At 62.4% G+C, this 16,480-nt stretch carries 17 protein-coding genes and 1 other RNA gene; 6 read left to right on the forward strand and 12 right to left on the reverse strand.

Annotated elements, in window-relative coordinates:
* The first annotated feature begins 109 nt into the window (after window positions 1–109).
* Window positions 110–550: a universal stress protein gene (locus G533_RS0107825; RefSeq protein ID WP_027949476.1), complete on the forward strand. Its 441-nt coding sequence runs from the start codon at window positions 110–112 to the stop codon at window positions 548–550.
* A 33-nt stretch (window positions 551–583) separates the two neighbouring features.
* Here G533_RS0107825 and G533_RS0107830 read toward each other — a convergent pair whose 3' ends face one another.
* The gene (locus tag G533_RS0107830) at window positions 584–856 is read right to left on the reverse strand and encodes a glutaredoxin family protein (protein ID WP_027949477.1); all 273 of its coding nucleotides are present in this window, start codon (window positions 854–856) and stop codon (window positions 584–586) included.
* 143 nt (window positions 857–999) lie between these two features.
* On the opposite strand from G533_RS0107830, the gene G533_RS0107835 reads away from it, so the two are divergent.
* Window positions 1,000–1,911: an IclR family transcriptional regulator gene (locus G533_RS0107835; RefSeq protein WP_027949478.1), complete on the forward strand. Its 912-nt coding sequence runs from the start codon at window positions 1,000–1,002 to the stop codon at window positions 1,909–1,911.
* Between the two features lie 4 nt (window positions 1,912–1,915).
* On the forward strand, window positions 1,916–2,701 hold the full coding sequence (locus G533_RS0107840; RefSeq protein WP_027949479.1) for a TrmH family RNA methyltransferase: 786 nt from the start codon (window positions 1,916–1,918) through the stop codon (window positions 2,699–2,701).
* Window positions 2,702–2,711: 10 nt separating this feature from the next.
* Here G533_RS0107840 and G533_RS0107845 read toward each other — a convergent pair whose 3' ends face one another.
* From G533_RS0107845 to ffs, 11 genes are all read right to left on the reverse strand, one after another.
* Window positions 2,712–3,887, reverse strand: a complete 1,176-nt coding sequence (locus tag G533_RS0107845) for a vWA domain-containing protein (protein ID WP_027949480.1) — start codon at window positions 3,885–3,887, stop codon at window positions 2,712–2,714.
* 4 nt (window positions 3,888–3,891) lie between these two features.
* Entirely contained in the window at window positions 3,892–4,737 is an 846-nt protein-coding gene (locus G533_RS0107850; RefSeq protein WP_027949481.1) for an AAA family ATPase, read from the reverse strand.
* A gap of 60 nt (window positions 4,738–4,797) precedes the next feature.
* A complete protein-coding gene (locus G533_RS0107855; RefSeq protein ID WP_027949482.1) occupies window positions 4,798–6,321 on the reverse strand; it encodes a VWA domain-containing protein in 1,524 nt (507 codons plus the stop codon).
* Window positions 6,322–6,336: 15 nt separating this feature from the next.
* Complete coding sequence (locus G533_RS0107860; protein ID WP_027949483.1) at window positions 6,337–6,690, reverse strand: hypothetical protein; 354 nt, start codon at window positions 6,688–6,690, stop codon at window positions 6,337–6,339.
* Window positions 6,687–7,136, reverse strand: coding sequence for a YcgN family cysteine cluster protein (locus tag G533_RS0107865; RefSeq protein WP_027949484.1), 450 nt, complete (start codon window positions 7,134–7,136; stop codon window positions 6,687–6,689). The genes G533_RS0107860 and G533_RS0107865 overlap by 4 nt, the downstream gene beginning before the upstream one ends.
* Window positions 7,129–7,401, reverse strand: a complete 273-nt coding sequence (locus G533_RS0107870; protein WP_027949485.1) for a YcgL domain-containing protein — start codon at window positions 7,399–7,401, stop codon at window positions 7,129–7,131. Before G533_RS0107870 ends, G533_RS0107865 begins: the two co-directional genes overlap by 8 nt.
* On the reverse strand, window positions 7,398–8,513 hold the full coding sequence (rnd, locus tag G533_RS0107875; protein ID WP_027949486.1) for a ribonuclease D: 1,116 nt from the start codon (window positions 8,511–8,513) through the stop codon (window positions 7,398–7,400). Before rnd ends, G533_RS0107870 begins: the two co-directional genes overlap by 4 nt.
* The gene (gene recR / locus G533_RS0107880; protein WP_027949487.1) at window positions 8,514–9,122 is read right to left on the reverse strand and encodes a recombination mediator RecR; all 609 of its coding nucleotides are present in this window, start codon (window positions 9,120–9,122) and stop codon (window positions 8,514–8,516) included.
* Window positions 9,123–9,129: 7 nt separating this feature from the next.
* A complete protein-coding gene (locus tag G533_RS0107885; protein ID WP_027949488.1) occupies window positions 9,130–9,450 on the reverse strand; it encodes a YbaB/EbfC family nucleoid-associated protein in 321 nt (106 codons plus the stop codon).
* A 9-nt stretch (window positions 9,451–9,459) separates the two neighbouring features.
* Window positions 9,460–11,211 carry a DNA polymerase III subunit gamma/tau gene (gene dnaX, locus G533_RS0107890; protein WP_027949489.1) on the reverse strand — a complete coding sequence of 584 codons (1,752 nt, stop codon included), beginning with the start codon at window positions 11,209–11,211 and terminating at the stop codon, window positions 9,460–9,462.
* A 79-nt stretch (window positions 11,212–11,290) separates the two neighbouring features.
* An RNA gene (ffs, locus tag G533_RS23915) (signal recognition particle sRNA small type) lies at window positions 11,291–11,387 on the reverse strand.
* 177 nt (window positions 11,388–11,564) lie between these two features.
* Here ffs and G533_RS21095 point away from each other — a divergent pair.
* Genes G533_RS21095 through G533_RS0107905 form a run of 3 tightly spaced genes read left to right on the forward strand, consistent with a single transcriptional unit; the run spans window position 11,565 to window position 16,431 of the window.
* Window positions 11,565–12,683: an efflux RND transporter periplasmic adaptor subunit gene (locus G533_RS21095; protein WP_051230096.1), complete on the forward strand. Its 1,119-nt coding sequence runs from the start codon at window positions 11,565–11,567 to the stop codon at window positions 12,681–12,683.
* 2 nt (window positions 12,684–12,685) lie between these two features.
* Entirely contained in the window at window positions 12,686–15,817 is a 3,132-nt protein-coding gene (locus G533_RS21100; RefSeq protein WP_084638874.1) for an efflux RND transporter permease subunit, read from the forward strand.
* Window positions 15,814–16,431, forward strand: coding sequence for a TetR/AcrR family transcriptional regulator (locus tag G533_RS0107905; protein WP_027949490.1), 618 nt, complete (start codon window positions 15,814–15,816; stop codon window positions 16,429–16,431). Before G533_RS21100 ends, G533_RS0107905 begins: the two co-directional genes overlap by 4 nt.
* The last annotated feature ends 49 nt before the right edge of the window (window positions 16,432–16,480 follow it).

Below are 16,480 nucleotides of genomic sequence, written 5' to 3' on the forward strand. Positions count from 1 at the left end.
CTGACTCAGGTCAACGTTTGCGGCAAAGTCACGCCGGGGCGCTTGTCCGGCGCGCATTGTATGCTATAACACAACCTGATTTCTGTTGACGTTCACAGGGGGGGGCCCAATGTCCAATTACAAAAAACTGATTATCGCCGTGGACCTGAGCGAGGATTCCGCCGATGTGGCCCAGCGCGCCCGCGGTGTGGCGCAGGGCAGCGGCGCCGAATTGCATCTTATCCACGTCATCGAACCCCTGAGTTTTGCCTACGGTGGCGATATCCCCATGGATTTCTCCGGCATACAGGACGAAATTCATCAGCAGGCCGCACAACAACTGGCGCGCTTCGGGGAACAGTGCGGCATTGCCGCTGATCGCCAGCACATCGTGCTGGGGCGCCCGGAAGTCGAAATTCACAGCAAGGCCGAGGAAATCGGCGCTGATCTCATTGTGGTCGGCAGCCACGGTCGCTACGGCCTCGCGCTGCTCATGGGGTCCACCGCTAATGGCGTTCTGCACGGTGCTTCCTGCGACGTACTCGCCGTCAGGGTCGGCATCGATTCCTGAAATGGCATGGCCGGGCCGCCGCGCCCGGCCATACTACCCCTGCGGCGGTGCCTCTGCTTCCAGGAAATCCAGAAGTTGCTCGGGTGAAAACGGGCCATCGAGTTCGCGCCCACCATGACTGCGTAGCACTGGAATACGCAGGCCGTAACGCAAAAACAACTCATCGTCCGCGCTGATATCAACCTCGGCATAGCCGCTGATGATCGATTCGCGCACCGCCAGCGCCAACAGGGCCGAAGCCTGCTCACACAAGTGGCACGCCGAAGTGCCGTAAAGCGTAAAGGGACTATGACAAAGCTCTGGCACCTGCGGGCTCCCTGTTGTTTAATGCGTCGCGCCTGGCTGCAACCTCACCCAAACGCAGGATTGCGGCCGCTGGCAGTCGGAGGTTATGATTCTGCAGTACAGCATAATGAACCGCACATTTGCGAAGCCAGGGAGTACCTGACGTGGCACTGTTTTCCCAACCCACAGCTCGCGCGCTTGCCATACTCGATTTACTGATGGCGAACCCGCAGCAGGCCTTTGGTTTGACGGAAATGACACGTCGCCTGAACCTGAACAAGGCCACCTGCCACGCCATTCTCACCACCATGGCCAACTATGGATTCCTGGTGCAGCACCCCAAGACCAAAGCCTACCGGCTGGGCCCTTCCATTATAGCCGCAGGCAACGCCGCCTTTGCACAATTTCCCGTGCTGGAATATGCCCGCCCCGAGCTGGAGGGGCTCAACAGCGACCTGAATCTGGGTTTCGCGGTGACGGCACGCTCCAAGCTGCACCAGGTACTGCTGGCCCTGTACGGGAACGCCACTCCCCTCATGGACTCCTTCCAGCTGGGCCTGCGCCTGCCAAACGCCGCCCCCATCGCCGCCTGTTTCACCGCGTTTTCGCCGGCCAAACAGCTGGAAGCCTGGCTGACCCGGGCCCATGAATCCCGCGGCGGTTACAACGAGCGCCTGGACCAGAAGTTGCGGGTTTCGGTGATCGCGATCCGTGCGCGGGGCTATGAAGTCACGCTGAAAACACACGCGGAAGAAGAGCTGACTCGTGAGCTCACACGCATCCACCAGTCCTGGAGCCTGCAGGAGCTTGAGGAGGCAACAAACAAGTACCAACAGGGTATCTGCCTCGAGCATTACCATCTCGATCGGGTCGACCCCAAGGCGCGCTACGAGGTGAGCACGATTGCGGTGCCCGTGTTTGTGTATCGGCAGGTGCCCGTCATGTGCTTTGTCGCGGGCTCCATGGACGCGCCGATGACCGGTGCCCAGATCGAGGACATCGCCACGCGCATGAAGCAGTCCGCCGACCGGGTTACCCGCCTGGCCAGCGGCCACGAGCCCAGCGCGAACGCCTGAACCATTGAAAGACCGCCCAGAATACACCGCGCGCAAGGCCTTCTTCGATCGCGTTCTTACCGTGTTCGGCCGCAAGCCCGTGCTTGAGGCACTGCATACCCCGCAGCTGTCACTGCACGCCCTGCACGTGGCAGACAGCAACCGCGAAGACGGCGTTATGGCGGAAATACTGCGCGAGGCGACGCGGCGCAAGCTGACGGTATTGCGCCACAGTCGCACCGAACTCGCGCGCATCTCGCGCAATGGCCGCCAGGACCAGGGTATTGCGCTGGATATCCTCTGCCCCGCCTTTGCACGCATCGAGGACTACCTGCAGGCGCCGCGCACTGCGCCGCAGCGGTTGCTGGCGCTGGATGGCATCACCAACCCGCAGAATCTGGGCATGATCATTCGCTCGGCGGCCGCCGGCAACATCGATGGCATTCTGCTGGCCAAACGCGGCAACGCAGCGCTCGGACCACTGGTGATCAAGGCCAGCGCTGGCACTCTCTACCGCGCGCCCGTGCTGTTCTGCGAATCGCTACCGGCGGCACTGAAGGAGTGCAAAGCGGGAGGTTTTTCCGTTTGCGCGTTGCGCGCCGATGCCACCCAGAGTCTCTTCGACTACCGCCCGACGGGCGACTGCATATACATTCTCGGTAACGAAACAGACGGTGTGTCAGCGGCCAGTGACAACCTTGCGGACACTGCTTTGGGCATTCCCATGCGTAACGGCGTGGAATCCCTGAATGTGGCGGTGACCGCCAGCCTGATCGCGTTTTGCGACAGCATGGGGGCGCAGCCGGCCTGAAGACCCAAACCTACTTCGACAGGTAGGACATCGCCTCTTCCAGCCCGTGCAGGGTCAGCGGGTACATGTGCCCCTCCAACAGCTTGTGGGTCATGGCGGTGGATTGCGTGTACTCCCATTCCTCACGGGGTACGGGATTGATCCAGGCCACTTTTTCGTAGGTCTGTTTCAGGCGACGCATCCAGACCTCACCCGATTCCTCGTTCCAGTGTTCCACCGAGCCGCCGGGCTGGGCAATCTCATAGGGTGACATCGCGGCGTCGCCGACGAAAATCACCTTGTAGTCGTGGCTGTACTTGTGCATGACGTCGAGCAGGGGGACACGCTCGTTGTGCCGACGCACGTTGTTGCGCCACACGCTCTCGTAAATGAAGTTGTGGAAGTAGTAGTACTCCATGTGCTTGAACTCGGTACGCGCCGCCGAGAACAGCTCCTCACAAACCCGTACGTGAGGGTCCATCGATCCACCCACATCAAAGAACAGAAGCACCTTTACCGCGTTGTGGCGCTCGGGCACCATCTTGATGTCCAGCAGGCCCGCGTTGCGCGCGGTTGAACGAATGGTATCGTCCAGGTCCAGCTCATCCGCTGCCCCGGTGCGCGCGAACTTGCGCAGACGGCGCATCGCCACCTTGATGTTGCGTGTGCCGAGCTCGACACTGTCGTCGAGGTTGCGGAATTCGCGTTTGTCCCACACCTTCACGGCCTTGCGGTTGCCGCCATTGGGACCCACCCGAATACCCTCCGGGTGATAGCCCTGCTGACCGAACGGTGACGTCCCGCCCGTGCCAATCCACTTGTTGCCGCCCTGATGGCGTTCCTTCTGCTCTTCCAGGCGCTTCTTGAACTCCTCGATGAGCTTTTCCAGCCCGCCCAGGGACTCAATCTTTGCCCGGTCCTCCTCCGAGAGCTGCTTCATGAACTCGGCGCGTAACCAGTCGTCCGGAATGATGGCTTCGATCACATCATCGAGACCCTCCAGATCCTTGAAGTGTGCTCCAAACGCCCGGTCGAAGCGGTCGAAGTACTTTTCATCCTTGACCATGCAGGTACGGCTGAAATAGTAGAAATCGTCGATGGAGGCAAAGACCACGTGCTGCCGGATCCCGCTAAGCAGATCCAGCAGCTCACGTGTGGTGACCGGCACCCCCGCATCGCGCAGCCCATGGAAAAAATTGACCAACATGGGCTCAGCGTGTCTCGCGGCGGTGCATGAAGGCCAGGCGCTCCAGCAAGTGAACGTCCTGCTCGTTCTTCAGCAGCGCGCCATACAACGGCGGTATGGCCTTGCTGGCATCGCGGTTCTTGAGCACCTCATCGGGAATATCGTCGGCCAGAATCAGTTTCAGCCAGTCAATCAGCTCCGAGGTGGAGGGTTTCTTCTTCAGGCCGGGAATGGAGCGCAAATCAAAGAACACTTCCATCGCCTCCTGCACCAGCTCCTGCGCGATACCGGGATGGTGTACATCGATGATTGCGCGCATGGTGTCGCGATCGGGGAAATTGATGAAGTGAAAGAAACAGCGCCGCAGGAACGCATCCGGCAATTCCTTCTCGTTATTGCTGGTGATGATGATGATCGGGCGATGCCGCGCACGCACGGTTGCACCGGTTTCATAGACAAAGAACTCCATGCGATCCAGCTCGACCAGCAGATCGTTGGGGAACTCGATATCCGCCTTGTCGATCTCGTCAATCAGCAGCACCACCTGCTCTTCGGCCTCGAATGCCTCCCACAGCTTGCCCTTCTTGATGTAGTTGCCGATGTCATGGACTTTCTCGTTACCCAGCTGCGAGTCGCGCAGGCGGGACACCGCATCGTACTCATAGAGGCCCTGCTGGGCCTTGGTAGTGGATTTGATGTGCCACTGAATCAGACGCTTGCCGAGGCCGAGCGCCACCTCCTCGGCAAGCATGGTCTTGCCGGTACCCGGCTCACCCTTGATCAACAGCGGGCGCGCCAGAGTCACCGCAGCGTTTACTGCCATGCGCAGATCATCGGTCGCGACGTAGCGCTCAGTTCCCTCGAATTTCATCATCAGTTCCATACTCGTAAAAAACAAAGCCGCAAAGGGTAGCGAGCACCGCGCGGCTAATCAAGGGGCTTTCTCATTGCCACCGCTATCCGGGTTTGTCGCGCTGAGCCCGGACACCACCGTGTCGTCCGCGCCACCGCGTGAGGCGTCGAAGCGCCGCTGCCAAATCGCCATCTTGCGCTTGCGGCGGCGCCGATACACCCAGAACGCCACGGCCAGCGCCAGCAGCAGCAGCGCGATGAGCGTCACCGCCGGGCGTTGCAGGTTTTGTTCGGGGACCTCGGCGGGGCGCGTACTGATAGCGGGCGCCGCTTCCTCGGCGATCACTTCCACGTACAGGGGCAGCTCGCGCTCAAGCGTTTCGCCACGCAGCTGCACCAGCACCTGATAGCGCCCACCCCGCTCGAATGCGGGAATGCTGACACGGTATTCACCGGTTGCTGGAACCGGGTAGCGACCGCTGACGTCAATCGACTCGCTGTATCCGTCCGGGCCGGTAACCTGCACGGCCAGTGTGAACAGCTGCAGAAACTCGGGCTGGGAGATAACGCCCTCGGCGTCGCGCAGGCGGATACCCAGTTCCGTCACCCGCCCTGCCGGCAGGCTATTGGGTAGCGGATCGACTTCCAGCTTCAGGTCGGAGATCACCGACACCCGGCTGCGTGCACCCTCCGGTGCGGCCAGTGTCCAGGCGCCCCGTTCCGGGGATGTCACCGTCACCAGTGCGAACTGACTGCTCTCGAACCAGTCGACGCCCTCAGCACTCTGCTCCGGGCTATAAACACTGCCGCCGGGGCTGGTAAGCGTCACTTCGGCGCCGGCCTCCTGCAGAAAAACCAGTGCCGTAAACTCGTCTACTGTGTCGTCAATGAGAAAAATATTGCCCACGATCGGCACCCGCGCCGTCGGTGCGACCATTTCCAGCGACTGCACGAAGATCTCGGTCAGCTGGGCTGCGGTGCGCGCCTTTTCCGCGAGCCCTGCCGTGCTGTTGGCAAGCGCGCGCAGGAAGGTCCAGTCCGCCTCCTCCGAGAGCGCAATGGTGTGCACCGGGATACCCGTCGCGCCCAGCTCAGGTGCAGTATTCGCCAACAGATCGCGCGCTGCGGTGGCGTTCGCCATGGGCGAGGCGGAAAGGTCCACCTTGCCGTCCGTCAACAACACCACGCTGGTGCGGTAGGTGGGATCCATGCTGCCGAGGTCATAGGTGGCGGCTGCCAGCGCCGCCGGAATATTGGTGCGCTGGCCTGAGTTATCGATACGAGCCACAGCATCCAGTGCGCGCTCTCGCCACTGGGCATCGACAACCTGGTGAGGAACAATTTGCTGTACGTCCTCACCGAAAATCCATACCCCGGCGCGCGCACCGTCGGGCAACAGGCGGACGATCAATTCCAGTGCAGGCCCGCGCAGGTTGTCCGGGTCGGACTCTTTCATACTGCCCGAGATATCGATCAACAGGCGCAGGTCGGGTTGCGGGCCCAACGGGGTTTGCGCCTGCAGGTGTGTCGAAGCGCTGAGCAGTAGCGCACAGAGCAGAACAAAACGTGAGATGAATCCAGTTGGTCTTTGCAGAACGGACATAACAGCTCCTCCGGATCAGTGATCGCCAGGTGCATGCCGTGCGCGGCGCAACACGGTGAAATACAGTAACAGAGTCAGCAACATTGCAAGTCCCAAGGCAGCCGCCAGCGGCCTGACCGCGTGGGCGGCGGCCTCTGGCCCCGCTGTCAGCATCTGGAATGCGGCGACAACAAGCGCGGGCGCAAACGTGTTGACGCCTTCGTAAGGGTAGGCCGGCGTCATCAACAGCGCCGCCCCTGCCAGCAGCAGTAACCAACGCCAGAGCGGGCTCCAGCGGCGCCGCAGCCACCAGAACAGCGCGCCCAGCGCACACAGCGCCGAGCCGAGGTAGACCAGCGTAGCAACGAGATAATCCGACTGCCCGGTCATAACGGTTCCTCCTGCACCCACCGCACGATATGTTCTTCATGGCTATCCGGGTGCACGTGTTCCTCAGAGACTACACGTCCACGCACGGAAATGCCCGCCCTGTGTACGGAGTCGGCATCTCCAGACAGCAACGGGTGCCAGGGATAAAGAGGCTCGCCACGGGCACGCAAGCGGTAGGCACAGGTGGCGGGCAGCCAGGCCAGCGCCTCGGCAATATTGGCTGGCTGCAGGGTAATGCAGTCAGCGACAAGACGGCTGCGTTGCGTGTATTCGCGGCACCGACAGCTCTCGCTGTGCAGATAGCGACAGCTGACTCGTGTGTAGAACACTTCGCCACTGTCAGCATCCTCGAGCTTGTGCAGGCAGCAGCGGGCACAGCCGTCACACAGCGCCTCCCACTGGCTCGGCGTCAGCGCGTCCAGCGGTTTTTCCCACCAATTAGTCACGGGCGTTCTCCCGCTGTTTCAAAACAGCATCCGCCGGCGGCATTTGCAGGAAAAAACCCTGTGCTTCGATCGCGGCCAACACCTCCGCCGCTGCGACCCGCGCCAGCTTCCGGCCTTCCGACAGTGCCAGGACGAGCACCGGTTGTGGGTCGCCGAAGCGCGCCAGCAGCGGTTCGGGCACACGGGCACACCCCTCCGCCTTGTCCACGTACAGGTACATTTCCGACTTCAAAGGACTGCGAAACACCTGGCAAATACGGGTCACAGTCCCTTCTCCTCAAGCAGCCTGCGCAACGGCGCAATGACTCGCTCGGCACGCCAGCCCGACCAATTTACCGGGCTTTCCTGCACCTCGCCGCGCTGCTGCCTGAGCAGGAGTTCATAGTCGCGCGCCGCGAGCAGCGCCTCGGGGGCGGTATTGAGTTCACCGGCGATCTCCCGCGCGCGGTGCTTCAGCGCCTGCAACAGTTTACGCCCCGCCGGATCCAGCGGTTGTGGCAGTCGCTCGGGTAATTGGTCTTCGGGGAGGTCGCGCTGCGCGGCCAATATTTCCAGCAATGCATTGCCGTCGCGACGCAGTGCGCCGCCACTGAGCAGCCCAAGCTTTTCCAGCGCCGTCATCGACTGCGGGTCGGCCTCGGCGAGCCCGAAACAGGTCGCATCATCGATCACCCAACCGCGGGGTTTGTTACGCTCGCGCGCTGCCGTTTCGCGCCAGGCACAGAGCGCTATCAGCCTGGCGGTGGCGCGGCGATCCAGTTTCCAGGCCGATTTGATGCGCGCCACACCACTGCCTGCGGGTGCGCGGTAAGCCGCCAGCACATCCGCCCCATCCGCCAGCAGCCAGTCCAGCTTGCCCTGCGCCGCACAGTCGGCAGCGAGGCGTCGCCACACGGGCAGCAGGTGTGCCACATCCTGCGCCGCATACTCGCACTGGGCTGCGCTCAACGGGCGTTGCAGCCAGTCCGAACGGGTTTCGTCCTTGGGTATATCAACTCCCTCGCAGGCGAGGACCAGCGCGCGGTAACCGATACCGAAACCCATGTTGAGCAGCGCCGCGGCGCGCTGGGTGTCAAACAGCGGTTCGGGAAGCACACCCAGCCAGCGATCGAACACCTCGAGGTCTTCACTGGGCGAGTGCAACACCTTCACCGTGTTCGGGTCCTGCATCAGCCGGCGCAGCGGTTGCAGATCACTCAACTGCAGTGGATCGACCAGCCAGGCTTCATCGCCAAAACAGAGTTGCACCAGAGCCACCTCGGGGAAGAAGGTATTGCGGCGCATGAATTCCGTGTCGACCGCCACGGCAGGCGCGCCAGCAAAACGCTCAAGCACTGTCTCCAGCGCGCTGTCAGACTCGATCAAATGCCACTGCATTCAGGCGCCTCCACTGAGTTGGCGGCGGCCGGTAAAGGCGTGCGCAAGTGTGTTGCCATCGACATATTCCAGTTCGCCACCCAGCGGCACACCGTGGGCAATGCGCGACACGCGAATACCGCGCGGCAGCAGCATGTCCGATAAATAATAGGCCGTCGCCTCCCCTTCCACGGTGGGGTTGGTCGCCAGGATAACCTCGGTGATTCCCTCGTCGATCACGCGTGCCTGGAACTTGTCCAGACCGATTTCGGCTGGGCCAATGCCGTCTATCGGGGAGAGATGCCCCATCAGCACAAAATACAGGCCCCGATAGCTTCCACTCTGCTCTACCGCGAGCACATCCGCGGGCGTTTCCAGCACGCAGATGGTCTGCCGGTCGCGGCGCGGATCAACACAGATTTCGCACACGTCGAGCTCGCTGAAATTCCGGCACTGCGTGCAGTGATCGATGCGATCCATGGCGACGCGCAAGGCCTCGGCGAGCGCGAGCGCTCCCGCCCGATCGCGCTCGAGCAGGTGCATGGACATGCGCTGTGCAGACTTGGGACCGACGCCCGGCAAACACCGCAGCGCATCTATCAATTGCCCGAGGGCGGGGCTGAATTTCATGGTGTCCTCAAAACGGCAGCTTGAAGCCCGGGGGAAGGTTCATGCCCGAGGCCAGGCCCGCCATGGATTCGCGATTCTGTGCTTCTACCCGGCGCACGGCGTCGTTCACGGCCGCGGCCAACAGGTCTTCGAGCACCTCTCGCGACTCGCTGAGCACGCTGTCATCAATGCGCACCTGCTTGACGTCGTGGCGACCGGTCATGGTCACGCGCACCAGGCCAGCTCCCGCTTCACCGGTAACCTCTTTCTGTGCCAGCTCTTCCTGTGCCTTCTGCATGTCAGCCTGCATTTTCTGCGCCTGTTGCATCAGGTCGTTAATACCTTTCATGTGTTTTCCTCACGAATCCAGGGGCGTTATGGAACCCCGATCCAGCTCACCATCGAAACGCTGAATGAGTTGCTGTACGCGAACGTCACTCTCAATTGCTGCCTCGGCCTCACGCTGGCGCTCTTCCCGTTCGCGGGCCAAACGCATGGCGGGCGTCTCCCCCGCGGGGCGGCCGGGCTCTATGGAAACTGACACCGGCGTGTCGAAGTAGTTCTGCAAAGCCAGGCGGATACGCTCGGCATGTCCGGGGTTGAAAAGCCCCAATTGATTGTCGTCCAGCACAAAGCGGAACTCGCTGCCTTGCTGCTGTTCCAGCGCGCAATGCGAGGCAATACTCAGCACCATGCCAGCCAGACCCAGCCGCGCCAGCAAATCGGGCCATTCGGCGCAGGTAGTCAGTGCCGGCGAGCTGGAGCGATCCAGTTGCATGCTGGCGACAGGCGCTGGCGGCTGCGGTACGACGGGTTCGGGTATCGGCGCCTCCGGCTGCGCGGCAGCGCGCTGCATTTGAGGCGCTATGGAAGCCGGACTCGGAGGCGGAGCCTGAGCCTGCGTCGCTGCGGCCACGGACCCCACCACGGAGCTTGCAGCGGCACCGGCGCTGGCGCCACCCGTCCCAGGCCTCGAGGCAGAGGGTTCACCCTCCACCGAGGGCAGGCTTCCGTCGTCAGGCAACAGCGCCGGGCGGAAGGCCAGCATACGCAGGACGGTCATCTCGAATCCGCTGCGCGGGTCAGCGGCATGTGGCAGGTCGCGCTTGCCATTGAGCGCCATCTGGTAGAAAAGCTGCACATCTTCCGCAGTCAGCGCCGCCGCGAGGCCCACAACACGCTCCGCATCACCGCGGCTGGTATCGACGTGGTCGGGCAACATCTGGGCGACGGCAACCCGGTGCAGAAGAGCCAACAGTTCCGCCAGCGCGGAGTCGAAATCCGGTGCATGTTCCGCCATGTGCGCGACCGCGGCGAGCGCCGCCGCTGCGTCGCCCGCCGCCACGGCCTCCAGCACGGCATACACGAAGGTCATATCCACCGTGCCCAGCATGCTGCGCACACCCGCCTCGGTGATGCCACCGGCACCGAATGCAATGGCTTGATCAGTAAGGCTCAAGGCGTCGCGCATGCTGCCATCAGCAGAGCGCCCCAGCAGCCACAGCGCCGGTTCCTCGTAGCGGATCATCTCGGTATCCAGCACTGCCGCCAGGTGCGCCGCGATCTGCTCTGGCACCATGTTTTTCAGGTTGAACTGCAGGCAGCGCGACAACACGGTAGCCGGCAGCTTCTGGGGATCGGTTGTGGCGAGCAGGAACTTGACGTGTGGCGGAGGCTCTTCGAGCGTTTTCAGCAGCGCATTGAAGCTGCTGTTTGACAGCATATGGACTTCGTCGATCAGATAGACCTTGTAGCGCGAACGCGTGGGCGCATACTGCACGTTCTCCAGCAATTCCCGCGTGTCCTCGACCTTGGTGCGCGAGGCCGCGTCAACCTCGAGCAGATCCACACTACGCCCCTCGGCGATTTCCACACAAGAGCTGCAACTGCCGCAGGGTTCAGAACTGACGCCGGCTTCACAGTTCAGGCTTTTGGCGAGAATTCGCGCAATTGTGGTCTTGCCCACGCCGCGCGTGCCGGTGAATAGGTAGGCGTGATGCAGGCGGTCGTGGTCCAGCGCGTTCACCAGCGCTTGCAATACGTGTTCCTGGCCCACCATTTCGCTGAAACGACGGGGCCGCCACTTGCGTGCGAGTACCTGATAGGACATGTCAGACTGGCCTTGCCGAAAAGCGCCAAGGATACACCACCCCCGGGGAAGGGGCACAGGCAATTCGGGAAAGAGGCAACCCGGGCAGCCACACCCCGGCACACGCATCAGTAACTACCGTTGCTCCCTTCCGGGCCTGGCGGGGTTCGCTACCTGGCGTTGCGAGGGGACCACCCGGGTCACCGGGGCGGCATTCTCCTTGAATCGCCTCCCGGCTGCAACCATTTGCACACGCCCGAGGGACGCGGCACCGCCAGCGCTCTCGCCTGGGCCGGTTGCACAGAACGCTTTCAATTGGATGTTAAATACTCTAACATTAAATGTTACTGCCATTAACATTCGAGCTCCAACCCATGCCGGTTTCGCTTCCACGTCGCTACGCCACCTTTCTGCTCAGCCTCATGGCCGCTGTGCTGGCCACCGTGCTACTGACCGTTGCCATCACCCTGCGCGCCGGCTCAGAGGAGCAGCCGACACACGCTCCCCTGCCCGTTGCGGTGTTGACGTTTGTCGAGGAGAACAGCTATACCGAAGCCATACAGCTCTCCGGAATCGTACAGGCCAAGGCGCGCGCCCAGCTCGCTTTTGAAGTGCCGGGCCTGCTACTGGACCTCACGGTGGAGGAAGGCAGCGCCGTGACCGCCGGACAGATTCTCGGGCAGCTCGACACCCGCCAGCTGCAGGCGCAGAAAAACATGGCCAGTGCGGACCTGGCGAGTGTGGACGCCGAGCTGCAATTGGCGCGCCTGCGCCTCGAGCGCAACGAGCGGTTGCGTGACACCGGCGCCGTCTCAGCACAGGACTACGATGAAGCCCGCTTGACGGCGGATGCGCTGGACAACCGCAAAGGCGCGGTGCTGGCGAGAATGGAAACCCTGGACATCGACCTGGAGAAATCTGCGCTGAGAGCGCCCTATGACGGGGTTGTCGCCACGCGCCATTTGGATCCGGGGACGGTATTGCAGGCGGGTGAGCCGGTCATGCAGCTGGTCTCGGTGGATGCGCTGGAAGCGCGCATCGGCATTCCCGCTGCGCGACTGAATGACCTCGAGCCAGGGGCACGCTACACACTGCAACTGCGCACCGGCGCCATTGAAGCGACCCTGGAAGCCCTGCGCCGGGATGTGGATACCCGCACACATACAGCACTCGCGGTTTTTCAGCTGGCACCCGCTACTGAAGTACTCGATGGTGAAGTGGTCAGCGTGACGCTCAATCGTACGGTACAGGCGCAGGGGGGGTGGGTGCCTGTCAGTGCTCTGCTTGAAGGCGAGCGTGGCGCCTGGACAGTGTTGCGTATCAAAGAACAGCACGATGGTCGTCATGTCGCCCTGCGCGAGGCTGTCGAGGTGCTCGCCGTGAAGGCTGACCGGGCGTTTGTGCGCGGCAGTCTGCAGCCGGGCCACAGCGTTGTGGCCGACGGCATACACCGCATTGCCGCAGGGACAACCGTGCAACCTGTGGAGTACTGAACATGCTTGCGCGTCTGCTCTACGGCAACACCCGCTACTTCGTTCTGCTGGTTATGGTAGTGCTGGCCGTCGGTATAGCCAGCCTGCGTTCCATTGCCCGGCAGGAAGATCCCACCATTACCAACTTTGTGGCGCACGTGACAACTTTCTACCCCGGCGCTGACCCAGCCCGGGTGGAGGCGATCATCACACGTCCCCTGGAAGACGAACTGCGGCAGATTGCTGAAATCGACGAGCTGAATTCGGTCTCTGGCACCGGCGTATCCAGCCTCACCATATCCCTGGTGGAAAGCCTTTCCGATGCCGACATCGAACGCAGCTGGTCGGAGATTCGCGACGCACTCGGCGATGCCGCCGCCAAGTTCCCGGCCGGCGCGACCGCTCCCCTGTTTGATGATGACCGGCTGAAGTCCTACACCATGCTGGTCGCCTTGCGGGCCAGGGACGGCAACACGGCGCCGCTGTCACTGCTACACCGCATCGCGCTGGATTTTGCCGATGCCGCACGCAATTTCAGCGGCACGGAGCGCGTGGACCTGTTCGGTGAACCGAGCGAAGAAATCCGCGTGGCCATCGACGAAATCGCCCTCGCCAGCCGTGGTCTGAGTGCCGCTGATGTTGCCGCGGCGCTGCAGGGCGCCGACCCGCGCGCAGCTGCAGGGCGCAGCACCGGCAATGGCAACGACCTGCTGATTGAAGTGGGTGGCGAGTTCGACAGCACGGCGCGCGTGCGCGAAGTTTTACTGCGCGCCACGGCGGATGGTGCCGCGATACGGGTAGGCGACATTGCCGATGTGTACCGCGCGCGCTCCACACCGCCTGCCGCGCGGGTTCTGGTGCAGGGCGCAGAAGGTATCCTGATTGGCGTGGCGATGAAGGACGGCCTGCAGGTCGACCGCTGGGCCGCCGATTTCACCGATTTTGTGGCCAGCTACAACACACTGGCGCCTGATGGCATCAGTATCGAGATCAGCTACGATCAAAGCGTTTACACCGAGGAGCGCTTGCGCAGCGTTGTTGCCAACCTCGCGCTCGGCGTGTTGCTGGTACTGCTGGTGCTGCTGTTCACTATGGGTTGGCGCGCTGCGGTGGTAGTTGCCTGTATCCTGCCCCTTTGCACGTTGTTTTCCATCACCGTGCTCTATCACGCCGGCATTGCGATCCACCAGATGTCGGTTACCGGCCTGGTGGTTGCGCTGGGGTTGCTGGTAGACGGCTCCATCGTCATGACTGACGAAATCCGCAAGCGCCTGATCGACCATGGCGACAGCCCTCTTTCCTCCATCACCGGGGCGGTGTCACGGTTGCGCGTTCCCCTGCTCTCTTCAACGGTCACCACCGTACTGGCATTCATGCCCATGGTGATTCTGCCTGGCCCCTCGGGGGACTTCATGGGGTCCATCGCCATCGCCGTGGTGGTCATGCTGACCGGTTCGCTGCTGCTGGCATTGATTGTCACGCCTGTACTCGCCGCCTGGTTATTGCCGCGTGGATTGAGGCGCAGCGGCCGCTGGTGGGAGATGGGTATCGCCAGCGGCCGCCCCGGCACTCTGCTGGTTCGCGCATTGGACTGGTCGCTGCGCAACCCGGCCAGCTCCGTGGCCCTGGCCCTGGTGTTGCCGGTGACGGGTTTTCTCACTTTCCCCACCCTGACGGCACAGTTTTTTCCCGGCACCGACCGCGACCAGATGTACCTGCAGGTGAAGCTGCCGGATGGCCGTTCCATTGACGACACCACCGCCCTGGTCAAGCGGCTGGATGAAAGCCTGCGCGAGGAACCCCTCGTGCGCAGGGTTGACTGGACCATTGGTGAGAGCACACCGCCGTTCTACTACAACATGTTTCGCACCCGGGAGGCCATGCCCAGCTGGGCCGAAGCGCTGGTGCTGACCACCGACCCGCGCGCTACCGACGCCCTGATCCGGCGCCTGCAGCGCGCCGTGGACCGGGACTACCCCGCGGCGCGTATCATCGTGCGCGGCATCGACCAGGGGCCGCCGGTGATGGCCCCGCTGGAAGTGGAAATCTATGGTGACAATCTCGATGTGCTGCGCGAACTGGGTGAAAGCTTTCGCCTGCGCATGGAGCAGCTGGCGGATGTTACACACACCAACACCAGCCTGGCCGCAGGTGCGCCAAAATGGGTGTTTCATGCCAACGACATGCGGCTGCAGCTGTCGGGGGTAAGCCAGCGCGATGTGGCGGCGGCACTGCAGGCGGCACTGCAGGGCATAAGCGGCGGCGAGGTACTGGAAGGCACGGAACGGCTACCCGTGGTCGCCCGCTTGCAGGAGGAGCGCTGGAGCAGCCCCGGGGATATCGGTAATCTGCACCTGCCTTTGTCCGGGCTGCCGGAGAATACCGGTATGCCCGGAGTTGCGCTACACAGCCTTGGAGAATTCGCGCTGGAGCCAGCCCGCAGCCCGATCAGCCGCACGCGCGGCGAACGCACCAATACCGTCCAGGCCTACCTCACACGGGGCGTGTTACCGGAGGAGGCGCTCAGCCAACTGCGTGATGACCTGCTCGCCAATCCCATTGCAATGCCTGAGGGCTACCGTTATGGCTTCGGTGGAGACAGCGGCGAGCGCGCCGAAGTTGTACACGACATCATGGCGCCAATGGGCATAATTCTCGCGATGCTGATTGCCACCATTGTCCTTACGTTCAACTCGTGGCGGCTTTCCGCCGTCGCTGGTATCGTCTGCGTCTGCTCCATCGGGCTCAGCCTGCTTTCATTGGCTATCTTTAAATACCCGTTTGGTATCCAGGCGCTGATTGGCGTGATCGGTTCGATTGGCGTATCGATCAACGCCGCCATCATCATCATGACGGCCCTGCAGGAAGACAGCGGCGCCATGACCGGTGGCCGCTACGCGGTGCGCCGGGTGGTCATGGACTCCAGCCGCCACATTGTTTCAACCACGGTAACCACCTTCGGTGGCTTCCTGCCGCTGATACTGGAGGGCAGCCAGTTCTGGCCGCCTTTCGCCATGTCCATTGCGGGTGGCGTGCTGCTATCCACCGTTGTGTCGTTCTTCCTTGTGCCGCAGCTCTTCGTGCTGTTCAAGCACGGGGGCACACATACGATGCCACAGCCGCTACCCGCAACTGCGCTGGATGCACAACCATGAGCACGCGTTCCCCTGCCTATCACCACGGCGACTTGCGCAATGCCCTCATTCTCGCCGCCGCCGAGCTGATTGAGGAGCGCGGCGGCGCGGACTTTGCCATGGTGGACGCGGCACGCCGCGCCGGTGTCAGCAGCGCCGCCCCCTACCGCCACTTCAGCGATAAAACCGCCTTGCTGGACGCGGTAATTGATTTCGCCTTCTTCACACTGGGTGAGCAGGTGGCAGCGGTCGTGCAAACCGAACCGCATGGCAGCGCCGAGGCAATTATCGCCATTGGCAAAGCCTATATCCGCTTCGTCTGTGAACACCCTCCGTTCTACGGGCTGATGTGGGGCGATGCGGGTATCCGCGCAATACGGGAAAAGGAGAGTGATGAGCGCAGTGCCGCAGGGTTCTACGTGTTGATGACCGCCGTAGAGAACTGGTGCGCACAGAACCCGGTGGATGAAGACAACGTGCTGCAGTTAAGCATCAAGCTCTGGTCCATGGCACACGGCCTGGCGGGTATCGCCCTCTATGGTCACGTGGAGCGCTTCCTGCCGGAAGCCGATGTATTTTCATTGCTTGAAAGCAGTACGCACACCTTTCTGGAGGGTCTGCGCAAGCGCCAATAACTGCGCGTCGGACGGATGTTGAGGTATAGTGGTCCGGCTTGAGACCTTC

It is taken from the genome of Haliea salexigens DSM 19537 (assembly GCF_000423125.1).
GTDB lineage: Bacteria > Pseudomonadota > Gammaproteobacteria > Pseudomonadales > Halieaceae > Haliea > Haliea salexigens.